We start from the raw sequence: 15652 nt of genomic DNA, 5'->3' as shown, positions 1-15652 counted from the left end.
CCTTGATCCTCCCCCGCGGGGCGGGGGAGGGGGACCAGCGAAGCTGGTGGAGGGGGCGACCCCACGCACGGTCGGCGACGTCGTCGAATTCCTGGAAGCGCTGGCGGCAGAGTTGGTCGAGGGCAGGGCCCCTGACGCCGATTGGCACGCGACAAAGTCTGTTCTCGAAACGATAGAACACGTTATCCGCCCCCGCCTCGCCGCCTCCGGCCCGAACGAGCTCGCCTCCCTCCTCCTCGGCCTTGATGGCAAGTTCATCGCCCCCGGCCCGTCTGGCGCCCCCTCGCGCGGCCGCCTCGACGTGCTCCCCACCGGCCGCAATTTCTACTCCGTCGACATCCGCGCCGTGCCCACCCCCACCGCCTGGGAACTCGGCAAAAAATCCGCCGAGAACCTACTCACCCGCCACTTCCAGGACCACGGCCTCCCGCTCCGCTCGCTCGCCCTCTCCGTCTGGGGCACCGCCAACATGCGCACCGGCGGCGACGACATCGCCCAGGCCCTCGGCTTCATCGGCGCCAAGCCCGTATGGGACCCGTCCTCGCTCCGCATTTCCGGCTACGAGATCATCCCGCTGGCGAAACTCGGCCGCCCCCGTGTCGACGTCACGCTCCGCATCTCCGGCTTCTTCCGCGATGCCTTCCCGGCCCAGATCGCCCTGTTCGACAAGGCCGTCCGCGCCATCGGCGCGCTCGATGAACCGGAGGATCAAAACCCCATCGCCGCCCGCATGCGCACCGACGCGCTGGCCCTGATGAGCGCCGGCGCCGACGATCGCACGGCCGCCCTCGGCGCCGGCCACCGCATCTTCGGCAGCAAACCTGGCGCCTATGGCGCAGGCCTCCAGGGCTTGATGGATTCCGGCAACTGGGAGACCAAGGCCAACCTCGCCGAGGCCTTCCTCAATTGGGGCCAGTACGCCTACGGCGCCAACGCCGATGGCGTGCCCGAGCGCGCCCGCTTCGCCGCCCGCCTCTCCGACATCGAAGCCGTGGTCCACAACCAGGACAACCGCGAGCACGACCTGCTCGACAGCGACGATTACTACCAGTTCGAGGGCGGCCTCGCCGTCACTGCCGAAACCCTCACCGGCCGGGCCCCCGCGGCCTATCACAACGACCACTCCCGTCCCGACCGCCCGTTGGCCCGCACGCTGTCCGAGGAGATTTCGAAGGTCGTCCGCTCCCGCGTCGTGAACCCCAAATGGATCGATGGCGTGAAACGCCACGGCTACAAGGGCGCCTTCGAGATCATCGCCACGGTCGACTACATGTTCGCCTTCGCCGCCACCACCGGTGCGGTGAAGACCCACCATTTCGACCTCGCGTTCGAAGCCTTCGTCGAAGACGACGCGACGCGTACTTTCATCCAGCTCAACAACCGTTTCGGCTATGACGAGCTGATCGAAAAGTTCAACGAAGCCCGCCGCCGCGGCTTCTGGACACCCAGGTCCAATTCCGCCTACGCCTTCCTCGAGGAGTCCAAATGACCGACCGCGCCCCCAAGAAGACTGACCTGATGAGTGAAGCCGAGCGCGACGCCTATCACGCCGAAAAGATGCGCAAGAAGAAGGAGGCGCGGAACAAGATCCTCGCCACCAAGACTGAGGAACGCGGCCTGCTCATCGTCCACACCGGCAAGGGCAAGGGCAAATCCACCGCCGCCTTCGGCATGGTGTTCCGCGCCATCGGCCACGGCTTCAAGGTCGGGGTGGTGCAGTTCGTCAAGGGTGCCTGGTCCACCGGCGAGCGCGACGTGCTCGATAAGTTCCCCGACCAGGTCACCATCAAGGCGATGGGCGAGGGCTTCACCTGGGACACCCAGGACCGCCAGCGCGACCTCGCCGCCGCCCGCGGCGCCTGGGAGATGGCCAAGGAACTGATCGCCGACGAGAGCTACAAGCTCATCCTGCTCGACGAGCTCAACATCGTGTTGCGCTACGATTATCTGCCGCTCGACGAAGTGCTCGAGGTCCTGCGCAACAAGCCGCGCGACACCCACGTCATCGTCACCGGCCGCAATGCCAAGGACGAAATCATCGAATTAGCTGACCTTGTCACCGAAATGGCGGAGATCAAGCACCCGTTCCGTGCGGGCGTGAAGGCACAGGCGGGGATCGAGTTTTAGGAGGCGCTCCCTAAGCTCCGAAACGTCCGCCCCGGTGGATGGGCAAACCAGCCCGCTCACTCCAGCCACCGCGTCTCAAACTTCGGGCTCGCATGAATGTGCAGGCTCTTCATCGGCCCGAGCGTCCGGAACTTGTGCGGCGTGTTCGCCGGCACCACCAGAATCTGCCCCGGCCCGGCCTCGATCTCCTCGTCCCCCACCGTGAACACCGCGCGTCCCTCCTCGATGATGAACGTCTCGGGGTAGGGATGCGTATGCAGCCGCGGACCGTTGCCCGCCTCGACGCTGTCGTGCAGGATCAGCGTCACATTGGCGTCGCCCCCTTCCCACTCGCCGGAGCGGCGCGTCGGATGCACCGCCCAGTCCTCGCGCTGGTAAACCCGCACCATCAGCACCCTCCCTCAAGGCTCTGCACCAACCGATCCACCACCGGACCCAGCGCACCGATGTCGACCGCCGAGTATTCCAGCCGAAACGCCGCATATTGCCCGTCGCACAACGCGATCATCCGCTGGTACAGCACGCGCTGGCCCTGCGTGCCGGAGTAACTGGCCCAGCTCGGCGTCACCGCCTCATATGTGATGGTCCAGCCATCCCCGATCGCGAACGCCTTCGCTGCAGCGACCGCGCTTTCAAAACTGTGCTCGGTGATATTGCCACCCCACACCAGCAGCTTTCTGGCGCCATCGCGGAAGGCGCGGCCATCACCGTTGTCCGCCTCCTCGCCCCACTCGAACCCCGGCGGCACGTCGATCGTGTAGCCGAAGCGGGCGTTGCCATAGGTCTCCCACCCGGCGGCAAGCGCCGGGGCAGCGAGGGCGATAAGCATGAAACAAATCAGAACGCGCATGGCGGCGAGGATTGCCCGCCATGCGCTTGCCTGCAACCTCAAACCCCAAATGCTTTCGCCGTTTCACCAAACGGCGAAATGCCGGGGCGTCAGGCCCCCTTCATCATCACCGCTGCGGCGAGAATGATGAAGGCAACGATCAGAATCCAGAACGCGTAGGCACTGACGAAAGGTATCGCGACGATTGCCCCCAGCAACGCGATAACCGCGATGACGACGGCGACGATGAACATGGTCTGGCTAGGCGCATTGAGAGTCATAGAAGACCTCCTGGGTCATGCACACGAGCAGAAGCTTAGGCGCGCCGCTGAATCGCAGCCATGCCGCGAAGGCGGCTTTGCACAAGTTGTGCGGCGCGCAGCCGCCATGGGTTGCGCGCCGTTGCACCAGCGTATCAGGCGGTTTTCACCAGCACTGCGACGGCGAGCACGACGAACGCGATCACCATCAGCCAGAACGCCCAACCCACGATCGCGCCGAGCACGCCGAAATAGGCGAGCACGCCGACAATCGCGAGGAGCAGCGCCAGCAGGTACATCACCATGTTGGGAGCATTGAGAGCCATCTTAGCCTCCATGTGCCAAGATGCAGAGCCCGCGGATCGAGCCCGCATCGGCTGCTGAATATGTAGGAATGCGCCCAACCGGCTGCAATAGTTTGAAGTACTTAGGCTTTCACGGGCTGTGCTGGTGCGAAGCGCCGACGGTAGCGCCTCCTTCCTGACGCCGGTGTTTTGGTCTCCGTCCCCCTTGCGGGCTTCGAGCCGGCCGAAGGTAAAATCGCTCCAGTGGAGCGATTTTAGGGGAGAAGGCCATGAGAGCTATGCTCGAATGGCTTGGACAGGGGGTGGGGGGCGGCTCGCACCAGCTCATCGGTGCGCCCCCTCAGACCACCACGATCCCCGAGTGCTTCGCCTTGTTCTCCGGCTCGACATGGATGGTGATCTGCGCCCGCTCCACGGTCTCGCGCAGCTTCGCCTCGATCCCGTCGCAGATCGAGTGCGCCGCCTCGACGCTCATCGCGCCGGGCACCACGAGGTGGAAATCGATGAACGTCATCTTTCCCGCCTGCCGGGTGCGGATGTCATGCGCCTCGATCGCCCCCTCGGCATTGGCTGAGATGATCTCGCGGATCTGGTTGAGCAGCTTGGGCTCCACCGCCACGTCCATCAGTCCGATGACGCTCTGCTTGATCAGCTCCCACCCCGACCAGAGGATCGCGATACCAACCAACGCCGCGAGAATCGCATCAAGCTGCACCCAGCCGGTTGCCGCCGCCAGCGCCACGCCGATCAGCACGCCGAGCGTCGACACCACGTCCGTCCACAGGTGCCGCCCATCCGCCACCAGGGCCGGCGAGCCTTCCTGCCGCCCCCATCGCATCAGCCAGAACGCCCACCCGGCATTGATCGCCGTGGCCAGCAGGCTCATGCTCAGCCCCAGCGGATCGAGTTCGAACGGGCGCGGATGGATGAAGCCGAAATACGCCTCGCGGAAAATCAGCAGCGCCGCCACAGCGATGAAGATGCCGATCACCACGGCCGAGAAATACTCGGCCTTGTAGTACCCATAGGGCAGCGACGCATCCGCCGGACGTGCCGACAGCCGTACCGCGATCAGCGCCACTACCGACGTTACGAGGTTGACCACGCTCTCGAGCGCGTCCGAGTAGAGCGCGATCGATCCCGTCGACCATGCCGCAAAGCCCTTCAACGCCAGCACCAGGATGCCGATGGCGAGGCTGCCATAGGCGACACGGACGGCGAGGTTGGAAGAGCTGATGGCCATCAACGGCCAATAGACGAGCCGCCTCGCGCTGACAAGCTGCTGTATTTGCAAGTGATTTTCAGAAGCGTTCGCGGGTGATGGGGGAATCGTTTGACCCCTCATGGCCCCCTCACTACAACCCCTTGATAGCGCAGCGTTCCTTGATGGACTGAAACTCACGCTCGGTGCGGTCGACCCAAATCGGGGACCAAATCCGGGGCTGCTGGTTGGTCGAAAGCGAACTCTGCCTTTGTGATAAACAGAGGCGAGAATGGAAAAATCCCTGATCCTGCCGGCTGAGACCGGAATCATGCTGTGCGGCCATGGCAGCCGCAACCAACTCGCCGTCGGCGAGTTCGCCGTGCTGGCCGAGCGCCTGCGCGAGCGCCTGCCGGGCGTCCCGGTCGAGTACGGCTACCTAGAATTCGCCAACCCGGTGATCCACCAGGGCCTCGACAAGCTCCGCGCCGCCGGCGTCAAGCGGGTCCTCGCCGTCCCAGGCATGCTGTTCGCCGCTGGCCACGCCAAGAACGACATCCCCTCGGTGCTCAACACCTATGCCGCCGGCAAACCCGTCGAGATCACCTACGGCCGCGAACTGGGCGTCGACCTCAAGATGCTGCGCGCCGCCGGCGATCGCATCCAGGAGGCCATCGACTCTTCCCCCAACGACGTCCCGCGCCACGATACCCTGCTGGTCGTCGTCGGCCGCGGCGCTTCCGATCCCGATGCCAATTCCAACGTCGCCAAAGTCATGCGCCTCCTCTGGGAAGGCATGGGCTTCGGCTGGGGCGAGATCGCCTATTCCGGCGTCACCTTCCCGCTCGTCGCTCCGGCGCTCGATCATGCGGTGAAACTCGGCTACCGCCGCATCATCGTCTTCCCCTACTTCCTGTTCACCGGCGTGCTGGTCAAGCGCATCTACGACGCGGCCAACGAAGCCGCCGCCAAATACCCGCACATCGAGTTCCTCAACGCGCCCTACCTCAACGATCACCCGCTGGTGGTCGAGACCTTCGTCGATCGCATCCAGGAAATGCTGGTCGGGCAGAACCTGATGAACTGCGCCATGTGCAAGTACCGCGAGCAGGTCCTCGGCTTCGAAACCGAAGTCGGCCTCGCGCAGGAAAGCCACCACCACCACGTCGAAGGCATCGGCGGCGGCCTCGAGAACTGCCCCTGCAAGGGCGATTGCGACTCCTCCTGCCGCGACGAAGCCTTCTGCCTCAAGCACGGCCTGCCTTGGACCCCGCTCCCCAGCCATGATCATGGGCATGACCACAACCACGATCACGCCCACCCGCATGCGCACCCACACACCCACGCGCCGGCCCAACACGCCCTCGTCGCCAACCCTGCCTTCCCGGTGATCCGCCTGGGCGGCAGCCACGATCACGGCTACCCCGAAGATCACGGCCATCACCACGGCGACGGCCCCCATCACCACCACGATCACGCCGATCATCACCACCACCCCTATCCCCACGCCGACCACCCACTCGGGCCCGTGACCCTCCCCAAAATCCCCGGCCGCCTCGCTCGCGAGGACCAGGAGAGCTAATGCCGCTCTTCGATCGCTACATCGCGGTGGATTGGTCGGCGGCGAACACCCCGAAGCGCGGCAAGGACTCGATCTGGATCGGCGAACTCGGCCCCGACGGCCGCGCCCCGAGCGAGAACCCACCGACCCGCTACCTGGCGATGCAGCACATCGCCAGCCGCCTCCTCGCCGCCCGCCAGCGCAGCGAGCGCATCATGCTCGGCTTCGACTTCGTCTTCGGCTACCCCCGCGGCGCCGCGGCAGCCATCGCGCGAGCCACCGGCCGCTCAGACACCTCCCCCCTGGCGGGGGAGGATGGGTGGGGGGGCGATGAGCCCCGATGGCTGCAGTTGTGGTCAACGCTCCACCGCCTTGTGGTGGACGCCCCTGACAACCGCTCCAACCGCTTCCAGCTCGCCGAGTCCCTCAACCTCCGCCTCGCCGACGGCCCGCACTTCTGGGGCCACCCGCACCAGCACAGCTACCCCGGCCTAACCCCGAAGCGCCCCGCCACCGCTTACTCCACCATCCCGGAACGCCGCCTCGCCGAGCGCTATGTCCGCAGCGCCCAGCCGGTTTGGAAACTTACCGGCGTCGGCTCCGTCGGCAGCCAGGCCATGCTTGGCATCGCCCGCCTCGAAGCCCTGCGCACCGACCCGCGCTTCGCCGCCGACATCGCCGTCTGGCCATTCGAAACCGCCTTCGCCGACAATCTAGCCAAGCCCATCACCATCGTCGAAATCTACCCCTCGCTGTTCCCGGTCACCGATGCCGACGGCCTGCCGCGCGACCGCGCCCAGGTCGAAGTCACCACCAGCCGCTTCGCCGAACTCGACCGCGCCGGCCTCCTCGCCACGGTCCTCAGCCCGCCACCCGTGCTGGCCGCCGATGAGCGCGCCATCCTCCTCGCCGAGGAAGGCTGGATCGCCGGCGCTGGCCACGAAGCGCTGCTCGCCGAGCTGCGGAGCGCCGCATGAGCTACCTCCGCGACCCCGACGCCATCTACATCAAGAGCTTCGCCACCATCGCAGCCGAAGCCGACCTCTCCTCGCTGCCGCCCGAACTCCACCCCGCCGCCATCCGCATGATCCACGCCTGCGGCATGGTCGACCTCGCCGCCGACATCGTCGGCGATCCCTCCGTCGTCGCTGCCGCGCGCCACGCCCTCAACTCCGCCGCCCCAGTCCTCTGCGACTGCGAAATGGTCCGCTCCGGCATCATCCGCCGCCACCTTGCGGAGACCACCGAGCTCGTCCTCACCCTCAATGATCCGTCCGTCCCGGCTCTCGCCAAATCCCTCGGCACCACCCGGTCCGCTGCCGCCGTCGAACTCTGGCGCCCCCGTCTCGAAGGCGCCGTCGTCCTCATCGGCAACGCCCCCACCGCCCTGTTCCACCTCATCGAACTGATCGAAGCAGGCGGCCCGCGCCCCGCCGCCATCATCGCCGCGCCGGTCGGTTTCGTGGGGGCGGCTGAAAGCAAGGCCTTGCTCGCGACCAACGCGCTTTCTATTCCATTCCTCACGGTGCGCGGACGCCGCGGTGGCTCGGCCATCGCCAGCGCCGCCTTCAACGCCATTTCGAAAGACCTCGCATGACCGCCTGGCTGCACATCATCGGGGTAGGGGAGCGCGGCCCGAGCGAGCTGCCGGCGTCCTACAAGCTGCTGCTCAACTATGCCGACACCGTCATCGGCCCTGCCCGCTTCCTCGCCGATCTCGAGCCCATCACCCGGCCCAATGCCAGCGCTGACCTGTTCAATCCCGAGTTCGTCACCAAGCGCAGCTTCGAGGCCGTCGCCCGCGCCCTTTCCGGCGAGGAACCGGACCATTCGCCGGCCTCCTCCTATGCCGATGGCCGCACCCTGATCGAATGGGAACCACCGCTCGACAACATGATCGAGCAAGTGATGGCGCTGCGCGAAACCCCGACCGTCATCCTCGCCTCCGGCGATCCGATGTGGTTCGGCATCGGCGCGACGCTGACGCGCTACCTGCTGCCGTCCGAGTTCGTCATCCACGCCCACCCCTCGGCCTTCCAGCTCGCCGCGGCGCGCCTCCACTGGCCGCTGCAATCGGTCTCGGCCATCTCGCTGCATGGCCGCGCCGTCGAAACGCTGCATCCGCACCTCGTCCCCGGCAACCGCATCCTCGCGCTCACCGCCGATCACACCACCGTCGATCTCGCCATCGAGCTCCTGGTCGATCGTGGCTATGGCCGCAGCCTCGTCACCACGCTCGAAAACCTCGGCGGCCCTGAGGAGAAGATCACCTCCGACGAGGCCGAGGCCTTCAACACCCGCGAAGTCGATGATTTCTACGTCCTCGCCATTGATTGCGTCCCCGATTTCACTGCCCCGCTGCTGCCCCCGGTCCCCGGCCTGCCCGACGAAGTCTTCGTCAACGATGGCCAGCTGACCAAGCGCGAAATCCGCGCCGCCACCCTCGCCAAGCTCGGCCCGTTCCCCGGCGCGCTGCTGTGGGATGTCGGCGCCGGGTCGGGCTCCATCGCCATCGAGTGGATGCGCGCCGCCCGCGACGCCAAGGCCATCGCCTTCGAGCGCGAAGGCGAGCGCCTGCAGATGATCGCGCTGAACGCTGCCGCCCTCGGCGTCCCGCACCTCGAGATCGTCAGCGGCGAGGCGCCCGGCACCTTCGGCCGTACGGCCCCGCCTGACGCTATCTTCATGGGTGGCGAGGTCGGCAACGACGATCTGTTCGACGCCTGCTGGAATGCGCTGAAGCCCGGCGGCCGCCTTGTCGCCAACGCCGTCACCCTCGATGCCGAGCACGCGCTCTACTCACGCCACCTGCAACTGGGCGGCGAGCTCACCCGCATCGAAATCTCGGCGCTCGATCGCGTCGGCGGCCACCGCGCCTTCAAACCGCGCATGGCGGTCACTCAGTGGTCCGTCACCAAGGCGCTGCACGGCCTCGTGGTGACACCGTGACCGGTGCCCTCCATCTTGTCGGCGTCGGCCCCGGCGATCCCGAATTGCTGACGCTGAAGGCCGCCCGCCTGCTCGCCTCCATCCGGGTCGTTGCCTACCCCACCACCGGCGAGGACGCCGCGCTCGCGCTCGAAATTGCCGGCCCGCACCTCAATCCCGCCGCCGAGCGCCTCCCCATCAGCATCCCGATGTCGGTGGAGCGCGGCCCGGCCCAGGCGGCCTATGACGCCGCCGCCGAGGCTATCCTCGCGCACCTCCGCGCCGGCCGCGATGTCGCCTGGCTGTGCGAGGGCGATCCGCTGTTCTACGGTTCCGCCATGTACCTGGTCACCCGCGTCGGCGCCCATGCCCCGGTCGCCATCGTCCCCGGCGTCACCTCGCTCACCGCCGCCGCCGCCGCCATCGGCCGCCCGCTCGCTGCCCGCAACGAAATGCTGAAGATCCTGCCCGCCCCCCTCGACGACGCCACCCTCCGCGCCGAACTCGCCGTCACCCCTGCCGCCGCCATTATCAAGGTCGGCCGCCATTTCGATCGCGTCCGCGCGCTGCTCGCCGAAACCGGCCATGCCGCTGGCGCCATCGTCGTTGAACACGCCACCATGGATCGCCAGCGCATCACCCGTCTCGCCGATTTCGCCCATGACGAGCGGCCCTACTTCTCCACCATCCTCTGCTATCGCGGCGCCGAAGCCTGGGGCAGCGGGGAGAACGCGGCATGACCACCCCCGCCATCATCATCTTCGCCGACACCGGGCTCGATACCGCCACGCGCATCGCCGAGGCGACCGGCGGCGAGATCTACACCTGCGGGCAGGGCGGTGCCGATGCGCTGAAGCTGCTGCCGCGTCTGTTTTCCGAAGGTCGCCCCATCATCGGCGTCTGCGCGGCCGGCATCCTGATCCGCCTGCTCGCCGCCAGCCTTGAGAACAAGCAGAAGGAACCGCCGGTCCTCGCCGTCTCGCTCGGCGGCGGCAGCATCGTGCCGCTGCTCGGTGGCCACCGAGGCGCCAACCGACTGGCGCGCGAGCTCGCCGATGAACTCGGCGGCCACCCCGCCATCACCACGGCGTCCGACAGCAAGTTCCTCCACAGCCTCGACGAGCCGCCCGCGGGGTGGGTGCTCGGTACCCCGCAGGATGCCAAGCCCGCCATGATGGCGCTGCTGCTGGGCGCCAAGCTGCAGATCGACGGCGAGGCGCCGTTCCTCGCCGAGGCCGGCTATCCGGTCTCTTCGATGGGCGCGGTCAAGGTGCTGGTCACTGAGCAGAAGCTGCGCATCGAGCGCGGCGTCGTCTATCACCCAAAAACCCTCGTCGCCGGTGTAGGCTGCGAGCGCGGGGCGGAAGCCGAGGAGGTCATCGCCCTCATCGATTTCGCCCTCGCCAAGCAAAACCTCGCCCCCGAAAGCCTCGCCGCCCTCGCCTCGATCGACATCAAGGCCGACGAGCCGGCGCTGCTCGAAGCCGCCCGCCACTTTAGGGTGCCGCTCCGCCTGTTCTCCGCCGCCGAACTCCTGCAGGAGCGCTACCGCCTCAAGTCTCCCTCCGACTACGTCGAGGAAACCGTCGGCACCCCCAGCGTCGCCGAAGCCTCGGCCTTGAAGGCCGGCCCGCTGGTGGTCGAAAAGCTGAAATCCGAGCGCGCCACCTGCGCCATCGGCAAGGCGCTACACCCCATCGACCCTGCAACCTTCGGTCGCCGCCCCGGCGTGCTTCATCTCGTCGGCATTGGCCCGGGCGAAGCCATCTCTCGGACCGCCGCTTCCGTCAACGCACTCGAGCAGAGCACCGACTGGGTCGGCTACGACCTGTATCTCGATCTCGTCGCCGATCTCCGCCGCGGCCAGGTCGAACACCGTTACGGGCTCGGCGAGGAAGAAACCCGCGTCCGCCACGCCCTCGAACTCGCTGCCGAAGGCAAGGTCGTGTCGCTCATCTGCTCTGGCGACGCGCAGATCTACGCCATGGCCGCGCTCGCCTACGAGCTGCTCGACGCCACCGGCCCGCGAGCCGTCTCCGACGTCGCCCGCCGTGTCAATCTCGAAACCCACCCCGGCGTCTCCGCCTTCCAGGCCGCCTCCGCCGCCGCCGGGGCGCTCATCGGCCACGACTTCTGCTGCATCTCGCTCTCGGACCTCCTCACCCCCCGCGACGACATCCTGAAACGCCTCGATGGCGCCGCCCGCGCCGATTTCGTCACCGCGCTCTACAACCCGCGCTCGCAGCGCCGCACAGACCTGATCGAGGAGACCAAGCGTATCTTCCTCGAATACCGTCCGCCCTCGACCCCGGTCATCATCGGCTCCAACCTCGGCCGCCCCACCGAGCGCGTCCGCGTCGTCGAACTCAGCGAGTTCGATCCAACCGAGATCGACATGCTCACCATTGTCATCATCGGCGCCAGCACCTCCCGCACCTTTCAGCGCGGCTCGGGTACCGTCGCCTACACGCCGCGCGGCTACGCGGCCAAGTCCGTCGAAAGCAGCAAATGACCGTCTACTTCATAGGCGCCGGCCCCGGCGCGCCCGACCTCATTACGCTGCGTGGCCAGCGCCTGATCGAGCGCTGCGAAGTCTGCCTCTATGCTGGCTCGCTGGTCCCCGCCGAAATCGTCGCCGCCGCTCCCACCGGCGCGCTGGTGCGCGACACCGCGCCGATGCACCTCGACGAGATCATTGACGAGATCATCAAAGCCAATGACGTCGGCAAGGATGTCTCACGCGTCCATTCCGGCGATCCCTCGATTTATGGTGCCGTTGCCGAGCAGATGCGCCGCCTCGACGCCCTCGGCATCCCATACGAGGTCGTCCCCGGCGTCCCGGCCTTCGCCGGCGCTGCCTCCCGCATCGCCGCCGAACTGACCCTGCCGGAAATCAGCCAGACCATCATCCTCACCCGCACCTCCGGCAAGGCCTCCGCCATGCCGGAGTCCGAAAGCCTCGAAATCCTCGGGCTGTCGAAGGCGACGCTCTGCATCCACCTGTCGATCCGCAATCTCGGCTACGTCGAAACCGCGCTCACCCCGAACTACGGCGCCGATTGTCCGGTGGTTATCATCTACCGCGCCACCTGGCCGGACGAGGAAGTGATCTTCACCACGCTCTCCGAGATGAAGGCCCGCGTCCGCGAGGAAAAGATCACCCGCACCGCCCTGATCCTCGTCGGCCGCGTCCTGGGCGAAACCCGCTTCCGCGAGTCAAAGCTCTACGACGAGAGCTTCGCCCACGTGCTGCGGAACGCGGGAAAGAAGAAGTCGCGGGCAGGGGCATGACCGCCGATAGGGCCGTGCGGGAAGAGCACCCCCACCCCTGTCCCCTCCCCGCAAGGGGGAGGCAGACCCTCCCTGTCAGCCGTCGCAGCCTCACGCGGGGTGCAAGTGTAAGCGTCTCCTCCCCCCTTGCGGGGGAGGGACAGGGTGGGGGGTGCGTTTCCCGCACCAGCCCCTCGACCAACCTACCCCAGCTTCAGCGCCGCAATCGCTTGCCCGACCGTCGGCACCTCATGCGCTGGCGGCAGTGCCGGCCGGTCGATCATGAACACCGGCAGCCGCAGCCTGAGCGCTGCCTGCAGCTTGGCCTCCGTCTGCGCCCCGCCCGAGTTCTTGCAGACCAGGTGGGTGATCCCCTGTTCCTGCATCATCTGGAACTCGCCGTTGAAGAAGAACGGCGGCCGCGCCAGGAGCGAGGTGGCATTGACAGGCAGTTCCTTTTCCGGCGGCTCGATCGAGCGCACCACGAAGCTGCAGTCGGTGCGCTTGAGGTACGCATCGAGATGTGTGTGCCCCACCGTCAGCAGCGCCCGAGCCCCCTTGGGCAGGCTCGCCCCCGCTTCCTCTGCCGATGCGACGTGCTTCCAGAACGCATATTGCGGCTCGCTCCAGGCCGGCCGGGTCAGCCGCACCAGCTTCAGCGCGGCAAGCTCGGCCGCCCTCACCGCGTTTCGCTTGATCTCCTCGGCATAGGGATGCGTTGCATCCACCAGCCGGTCGAACCGCTCGGTGATGATGTAATTGCCCATCCCGTCGCCACCGCCAAAGCCGCCCACCCTCACCGCGCCTGCGGGCAGCAGCGGATCGCTGGTCCGGCCGGCGAGCGACGTGGTGACGTCGTGGCCCATCTTGGTCAGTTGCCCGGCAAGCTGCCGCGCTTCCTCTGTCCCCCCAAGGATCAGGATCTTCATCGTCTGGTCGCTTTCCCCAAGTCCGGCGCCCTGACGGCCCGCCGTGGCGCCGCTAGTACCCCCCGGTCTCACGGCGCCGTCCCCACCATAACTGCTAGCCCCAAGATTTTGCAGCACAATCTTCGGGTGGCCAGATGAACGGCCTCGTCATCGCTGCCCCGCGCTCCGGCTCCGGCAAGACCACCATCACGCTCGGCCTCCTCGCCGCCCTCAGGGCGCGCGGCCTAGGCATCGCCCCGGCGAAGACCGGCCCCGACTATATCGACACCACCATCCTCAGCCGTGCCGCCCGTCGCGCCGCCATCAATCTCGATCCCTGGGCCATGTCGCCCGCCCGCCTGCGCCACCTCGCCAGCACCCACGCCGCCGATGCCGATCTCCTCCTCGTCGAGGGCGTCATGGGCCTGTTCGACGGTGCTGCCGACGGCCGCGGCTCCACAGCCGATCTCGCCGCCACCCTCGGCTTGCCCGTGATCCTCGTCCTCGATGCTGAGCGCCAATCCCAGTCCATAGCCGCGCTCGCCCACGGCTTCGCCACCTGGCGTCCCGACGTGAAAGTCGCCGGCCTCATCGTCAACCGCGCCGCCTCCACCCGCCACGAAGCCATGCTCCGCGCCGCGCTGACTGCCATCGATATCCCACTCCTCGGCGTCATCCCCAAACGCGAAGCCCTTGGCCTCCCCGACCGCCACCTCGGCCTCGTCCTCCCCGACGAAATCGCCCACTTCGACAAGGTGGTGCAGACCACCGCCGAAGCGATGGAGGACTACCTCGACCTAAACCGTCTTCTGTCGCTGTCATCCCCCCTAGCACCGGCCAGCACCTCCCCCCTTGTGGGGGAGGTTGGGAGGGGGGAAGCCACGCCCACCAAGCTCCCCCCTCTAGGCCAACACATCGCCATCGCCCGCGACGACGCCTTTGCCTTCCTCTACCCCCACTGGCTCGCCGACTGGCGCAGCGCCGGAGCCAATCTCAGCTTCTTCTCTCCCCTAGCCGACGAATCTCCCGATCCCACCGCCGACGCCGTCTTCCTCCCCGGCGGCTATCCCGAGCTCCACGCCGCCCGCCTCGCCGCCGCGCAGAATTTCATGCGCGGCCTGCGTGCTTCTGCTGAAAGGTCAGCGCTTATCTATGGAGAGTGCGGGGGCTTCATGGTGCTCGGCGCCACCCTCACCGACAAGACGGGCGCCACCCACCCGATGTCCGGCCTGCTCCCGCACGAGACCCGCATCGACCGCCCCAAGCGCGCCCTCGGCTACCGCCGCCTGACCCACCAAAGCCCGCTACCCTTCCCGCGAGCCCTCACCGGACACGAGTTCCACTACTCGTCCGCCCGCAAAACCCACGGCACCCCGCTCTTCCGCGCCACCGATGCGCTAGGCGAGGAACTCCCTCCGATGGGCCTCGTCTCGGGCCGCATCATGGGCTCCTACGCCCACGTCATCGACGTCGATCAGTCCGCCTGAGGCTTCCGGATCATGTACGTATCCATGATCCACCCGTTCCGCGCCTGCGCCTCGCGTCGCTTTACATCGATCTCGTCCATCACCTCGGACACCTTCCCCGCGACGAGGATTTCGTCCGCCGTCCCCAAGTAGGCCCCCCAGAAAATCTCCGCCTCACCCCCGGCAAACCGCCGGAACACCTGGTGGTTGTCCAGCATCACCACTGCACTCGTCAGCCCATCCGCCTCGCCTTCGCCCACCCGTCGCCCGGTGGTGATGGTCACCGCTTCGCCCACCCGGTTCAGCGTTACCTGATGCTGCGCCGCCAGCGCCTGCGGCGCCGAAATCCCGGGGATCACCTCGATGGCGATTGGGCAGCCGGCCGCCTGCATGTCCCTGAGAATCCGCAGCGTCCCGTCATAGAGCGTCGGATCGCCCCACACGAGAAACGCCCCGATCCCGTCCTCCGGCAGCTCCGCGAACATCCGCTGGTAGGCCGCCTCGAGCTTGTCCCGCCATTCCTGCACACTGTCGCGATAGTCCGGCGTCTCCGCCCGCCGCCTCGCTGGAATAGCGAATTCGACCAGCCGGTAGCGCGGGTCGGTCACGAATTTCTGCAGCATTTCCAGGCGGATCGCGTTAAGCCCCGCCTTCTCCTCACCCTTGTCAGGCATGAAGAACACCTCGGCGCGGTTCATCGCCTTGATGGCCTGGAGCGTGAGGTAGTCCGGGTTGCCGGCCCCGATGCCGATGACGAGGATGGTGCGCATCCTTCCTCCCTATCGGATCGCAACGTC

At 67.1% G+C, this 15652-nt stretch carries 17 protein-coding genes; 10 read left to right on the top strand and 7 right to left on the bottom strand.

The genetic code is table 11. The features are described 5' to 3' along the window. Both AC1DWU_RS15095 and cobO read left to right on the top strand, forming a co-directional pair. Nucleotides 1–1489 (top strand): cobaltochelatase subunit CobN (locus AC1DWU_RS15095; protein ID WP_477150817.1); only part of this gene is annotated, 1489 nt, incomplete at its 5' end. After that, nucleotides 1486–2127, top strand: coding sequence for a cob(I)yrinic acid a,c-diamide adenosyltransferase (cobO, locus tag AC1DWU_RS15090; RefSeq protein WP_477150816.1), 642 nt, complete (start codon nucleotides 1486–1488; stop codon nucleotides 2125–2127). The genes AC1DWU_RS15095 and cobO, both read left to right, overlap by 4 nt. A 56-nt stretch (nucleotides 2128–2183) precedes the next feature. Here the strand turns inward: cobO and AC1DWU_RS15085 are convergent, their stop codons facing one another. The 5 genes from AC1DWU_RS15085 to AC1DWU_RS15065 form a co-directional block, all read right to left on the bottom strand. After that, nucleotides 2184–2516, bottom strand: coding sequence for a cupin domain-containing protein (locus tag AC1DWU_RS15085; RefSeq protein ID WP_477150815.1), 333 nt, complete (start codon nucleotides 2514–2516; stop codon nucleotides 2184–2186). Then, the gene (locus AC1DWU_RS15080) at nucleotides 2516–2956 is read right to left on the bottom strand and encodes a hypothetical protein (RefSeq protein WP_477150814.1); all 441 of its coding nucleotides are present in this window, start codon (nucleotides 2954–2956) and stop codon (nucleotides 2516–2518) included. The genes AC1DWU_RS15085 and AC1DWU_RS15080 overlap by 1 nt, the downstream gene beginning before the upstream one ends. A gap of 110 nt (nucleotides 2957–3066) precedes the next feature. Next, nucleotides 3067–3237, bottom strand: coding sequence for a hypothetical protein (locus tag AC1DWU_RS15075; protein WP_477150813.1), 171 nt, complete (start codon nucleotides 3235–3237; stop codon nucleotides 3067–3069). A gap of 134 nt (nucleotides 3238–3371) precedes the next feature. Then, entirely contained in the window at nucleotides 3372–3542 is a 171-nt protein-coding gene (locus AC1DWU_RS15070) for a hypothetical protein (RefSeq protein ID WP_477150812.1), read from the bottom strand. A gap of 319 nt (nucleotides 3543–3861) precedes the next feature. Beyond that, nucleotides 3862–4764, bottom strand: a complete 903-nt coding sequence (locus AC1DWU_RS15065) for a cation diffusion facilitator family transporter (protein WP_477150811.1) — start codon at nucleotides 4762–4764, stop codon at nucleotides 3862–3864. A gap of 250 nt (nucleotides 4765–5014) precedes the next feature. Between AC1DWU_RS15065 and AC1DWU_RS15060 the strand changes: the two genes are divergently transcribed. From AC1DWU_RS15060 to cobM, 7 genes are read left to right on the top strand one after another with little or no spacing between them, the layout of a single operon-like run. Then, nucleotides 5015–6304, top strand: a complete 1290-nt coding sequence (locus AC1DWU_RS15060) for a sirohydrochlorin chelatase (protein WP_477150810.1) — start codon at nucleotides 5015–5017, stop codon at nucleotides 6302–6304. Further along, complete coding sequence (locus tag AC1DWU_RS15055; RefSeq protein ID WP_477150809.1) at nucleotides 6304–7260, top strand: hypothetical protein; 957 nt, start codon at nucleotides 6304–6306, stop codon at nucleotides 7258–7260. Before AC1DWU_RS15060 ends, AC1DWU_RS15055 begins: the two co-directional genes overlap by 1 nt. Continuing rightward, nucleotides 7257–7880, top strand: a complete 624-nt coding sequence (locus tag AC1DWU_RS15050) for a precorrin-8X methylmutase (protein WP_477150808.1) — start codon at nucleotides 7257–7259, stop codon at nucleotides 7878–7880. Before AC1DWU_RS15055 ends, AC1DWU_RS15050 begins: the two co-directional genes overlap by 4 nt. After that, on the top strand, nucleotides 7877–9232 hold the full coding sequence (cbiE, locus tag AC1DWU_RS15045) for a precorrin-6y C5,15-methyltransferase (decarboxylating) subunit CbiE (RefSeq protein ID WP_477150807.1): 1356 nt from the start codon (nucleotides 7877–7879) through the stop codon (nucleotides 9230–9232). The genes AC1DWU_RS15050 and cbiE overlap by 4 nt, the downstream gene beginning before the upstream one ends. After that, the gene (gene cobI, locus AC1DWU_RS15040) at nucleotides 9229–9951 is read left to right on the top strand and encodes a precorrin-2 C(20)-methyltransferase (protein ID WP_477150806.1); all 723 of its coding nucleotides are present in this window, start codon (nucleotides 9229–9231) and stop codon (nucleotides 9949–9951) included. The genes cbiE and cobI overlap by 4 nt, the downstream gene beginning before the upstream one ends. Continuing rightward, on the top strand, nucleotides 9948–11723 hold the full coding sequence (locus tag AC1DWU_RS15035; protein WP_477150805.1) for a cobalamin biosynthesis protein: 1776 nt from the start codon (nucleotides 9948–9950) through the stop codon (nucleotides 11721–11723). The genes cobI and AC1DWU_RS15035 overlap by 4 nt, the downstream gene beginning before the upstream one ends. Then, nucleotides 11720–12502 (top strand): precorrin-4 C(11)-methyltransferase, encoded by a 783-nt coding sequence (gene cobM, locus AC1DWU_RS15030; RefSeq protein WP_477150804.1) that lies wholly within the window; start codon nucleotides 11720–11722, stop codon nucleotides 12500–12502. Before AC1DWU_RS15035 ends, cobM begins: the two co-directional genes overlap by 4 nt. Before the next feature lie 182 nt (nucleotides 12503–12684). Here the strand turns inward: cobM and AC1DWU_RS15025 are convergent, their stop codons facing one another. Next, nucleotides 12685–13410 carry a cobalt-precorrin-6A reductase gene (locus AC1DWU_RS15025; protein ID WP_477150803.1) on the bottom strand — a complete coding sequence of 242 codons (726 nt, stop codon included), beginning with the start codon at nucleotides 13408–13410 and terminating at the stop codon, nucleotides 12685–12687. A 134-nt stretch (nucleotides 13411–13544) separates the two neighbouring features. Between AC1DWU_RS15025 and AC1DWU_RS15020 the strand changes: the two genes are divergently transcribed. Further along, complete coding sequence (locus tag AC1DWU_RS15020; protein WP_477150802.1) at nucleotides 13545–14876, top strand: cobyrinate a,c-diamide synthase; 1332 nt, start codon at nucleotides 13545–13547, stop codon at nucleotides 14874–14876. On the opposite strand, the gene cobF is transcribed toward AC1DWU_RS15020, so the two are convergent. Beyond that, the gene (cobF, locus tag AC1DWU_RS15015) at nucleotides 14864–15625 is read right to left on the bottom strand and encodes a precorrin-6A synthase (deacetylating) (protein ID WP_477150801.1); all 762 of its coding nucleotides are present in this window, start codon (nucleotides 15623–15625) and stop codon (nucleotides 14864–14866) included. The two genes, AC1DWU_RS15020 and cobF, sit on opposite strands and share 13 nt — an antisense overlap. Nucleotides 15626–15652: the final 27 nt, after the last annotated feature.

The organism is Devosia sp. P2_G7 (assembly GCF_056403495.1).
This window is presented reverse-complemented; position numbering and strand designations above follow the sequence as displayed.

Bases quoted from the DNA above. Each gene is read 5' to 3' on its own strand.
- cobO (WP_477150816.1), top strand. From the start codon at position 1,486: ATGACCGACCGCGCCCCCAAGAAGACTGACCTGATGAGTGAAGCCGAG.
- AC1DWU_RS15085 (WP_477150815.1), bottom strand. From the start codon at position 2,516: ATGGTGCGGGTTTACCAGCGCGAGGACTGGGCGGTGCATCCGACGCGC.
- AC1DWU_RS15080 (WP_477150814.1), bottom strand. From the start codon at position 2,956: ATGCTTATCGCCCTCGCTGCCCCGGCGCTTGCCGCCGGGTGGGAGACC.
- AC1DWU_RS15075 (WP_477150813.1), bottom strand. From the start codon at position 3,237: ATGACTCTCAATGCGCCTAGCCAGACCATGTTCATCGTCGCCGTCGTC.
- AC1DWU_RS15070 (WP_477150812.1), bottom strand. From the start codon at position 3,542: ATGGCTCTCAATGCTCCCAACATGGTGATGTACCTGCTGGCGCTGCTC.
- AC1DWU_RS15065 (WP_477150811.1), bottom strand. From the start codon at position 4,764: ATGGCCATCAGCTCTTCCAACCTCGCCGTCCGTGTCGCCTATGGCAGC.
- AC1DWU_RS15060 (WP_477150810.1), top strand. From the start codon at position 5,015: ATGGAAAAATCCCTGATCCTGCCGGCTGAGACCGGAATCATGCTGTGC.
- AC1DWU_RS15055 (WP_477150809.1), top strand. From the start codon at position 6,304: ATGCCGCTCTTCGATCGCTACATCGCGGTGGATTGGTCGGCGGCGAAC.
- AC1DWU_RS15050 (WP_477150808.1), top strand. From the start codon at position 7,257: ATGAGCTACCTCCGCGACCCCGACGCCATCTACATCAAGAGCTTCGCC.
- cbiE (WP_477150807.1), top strand. From the start codon at position 7,877: ATGACCGCCTGGCTGCACATCATCGGGGTAGGGGAGCGCGGCCCGAGC.
- AC1DWU_RS15035 (WP_477150805.1), top strand. From the start codon at position 9,948: ATGACCACCCCCGCCATCATCATCTTCGCCGACACCGGGCTCGATACC.
- cobM (WP_477150804.1), top strand. From the start codon at position 11,720: ATGACCGTCTACTTCATAGGCGCCGGCCCCGGCGCGCCCGACCTCATT.
- AC1DWU_RS15025 (WP_477150803.1), bottom strand. From the start codon at position 13,410: ATGAAGATCCTGATCCTTGGGGGGACAGAGGAAGCGCGGCAGCTTGCC.
- AC1DWU_RS15020 (WP_477150802.1), top strand. From the start codon at position 13,545: ATGAACGGCCTCGTCATCGCTGCCCCGCGCTCCGGCTCCGGCAAGACC.
- cobF (WP_477150801.1), bottom strand. From the start codon at position 15,625: ATGCGCACCATCCTCGTCATCGGCATCGGGGCCGGCAACCCGGACTAC.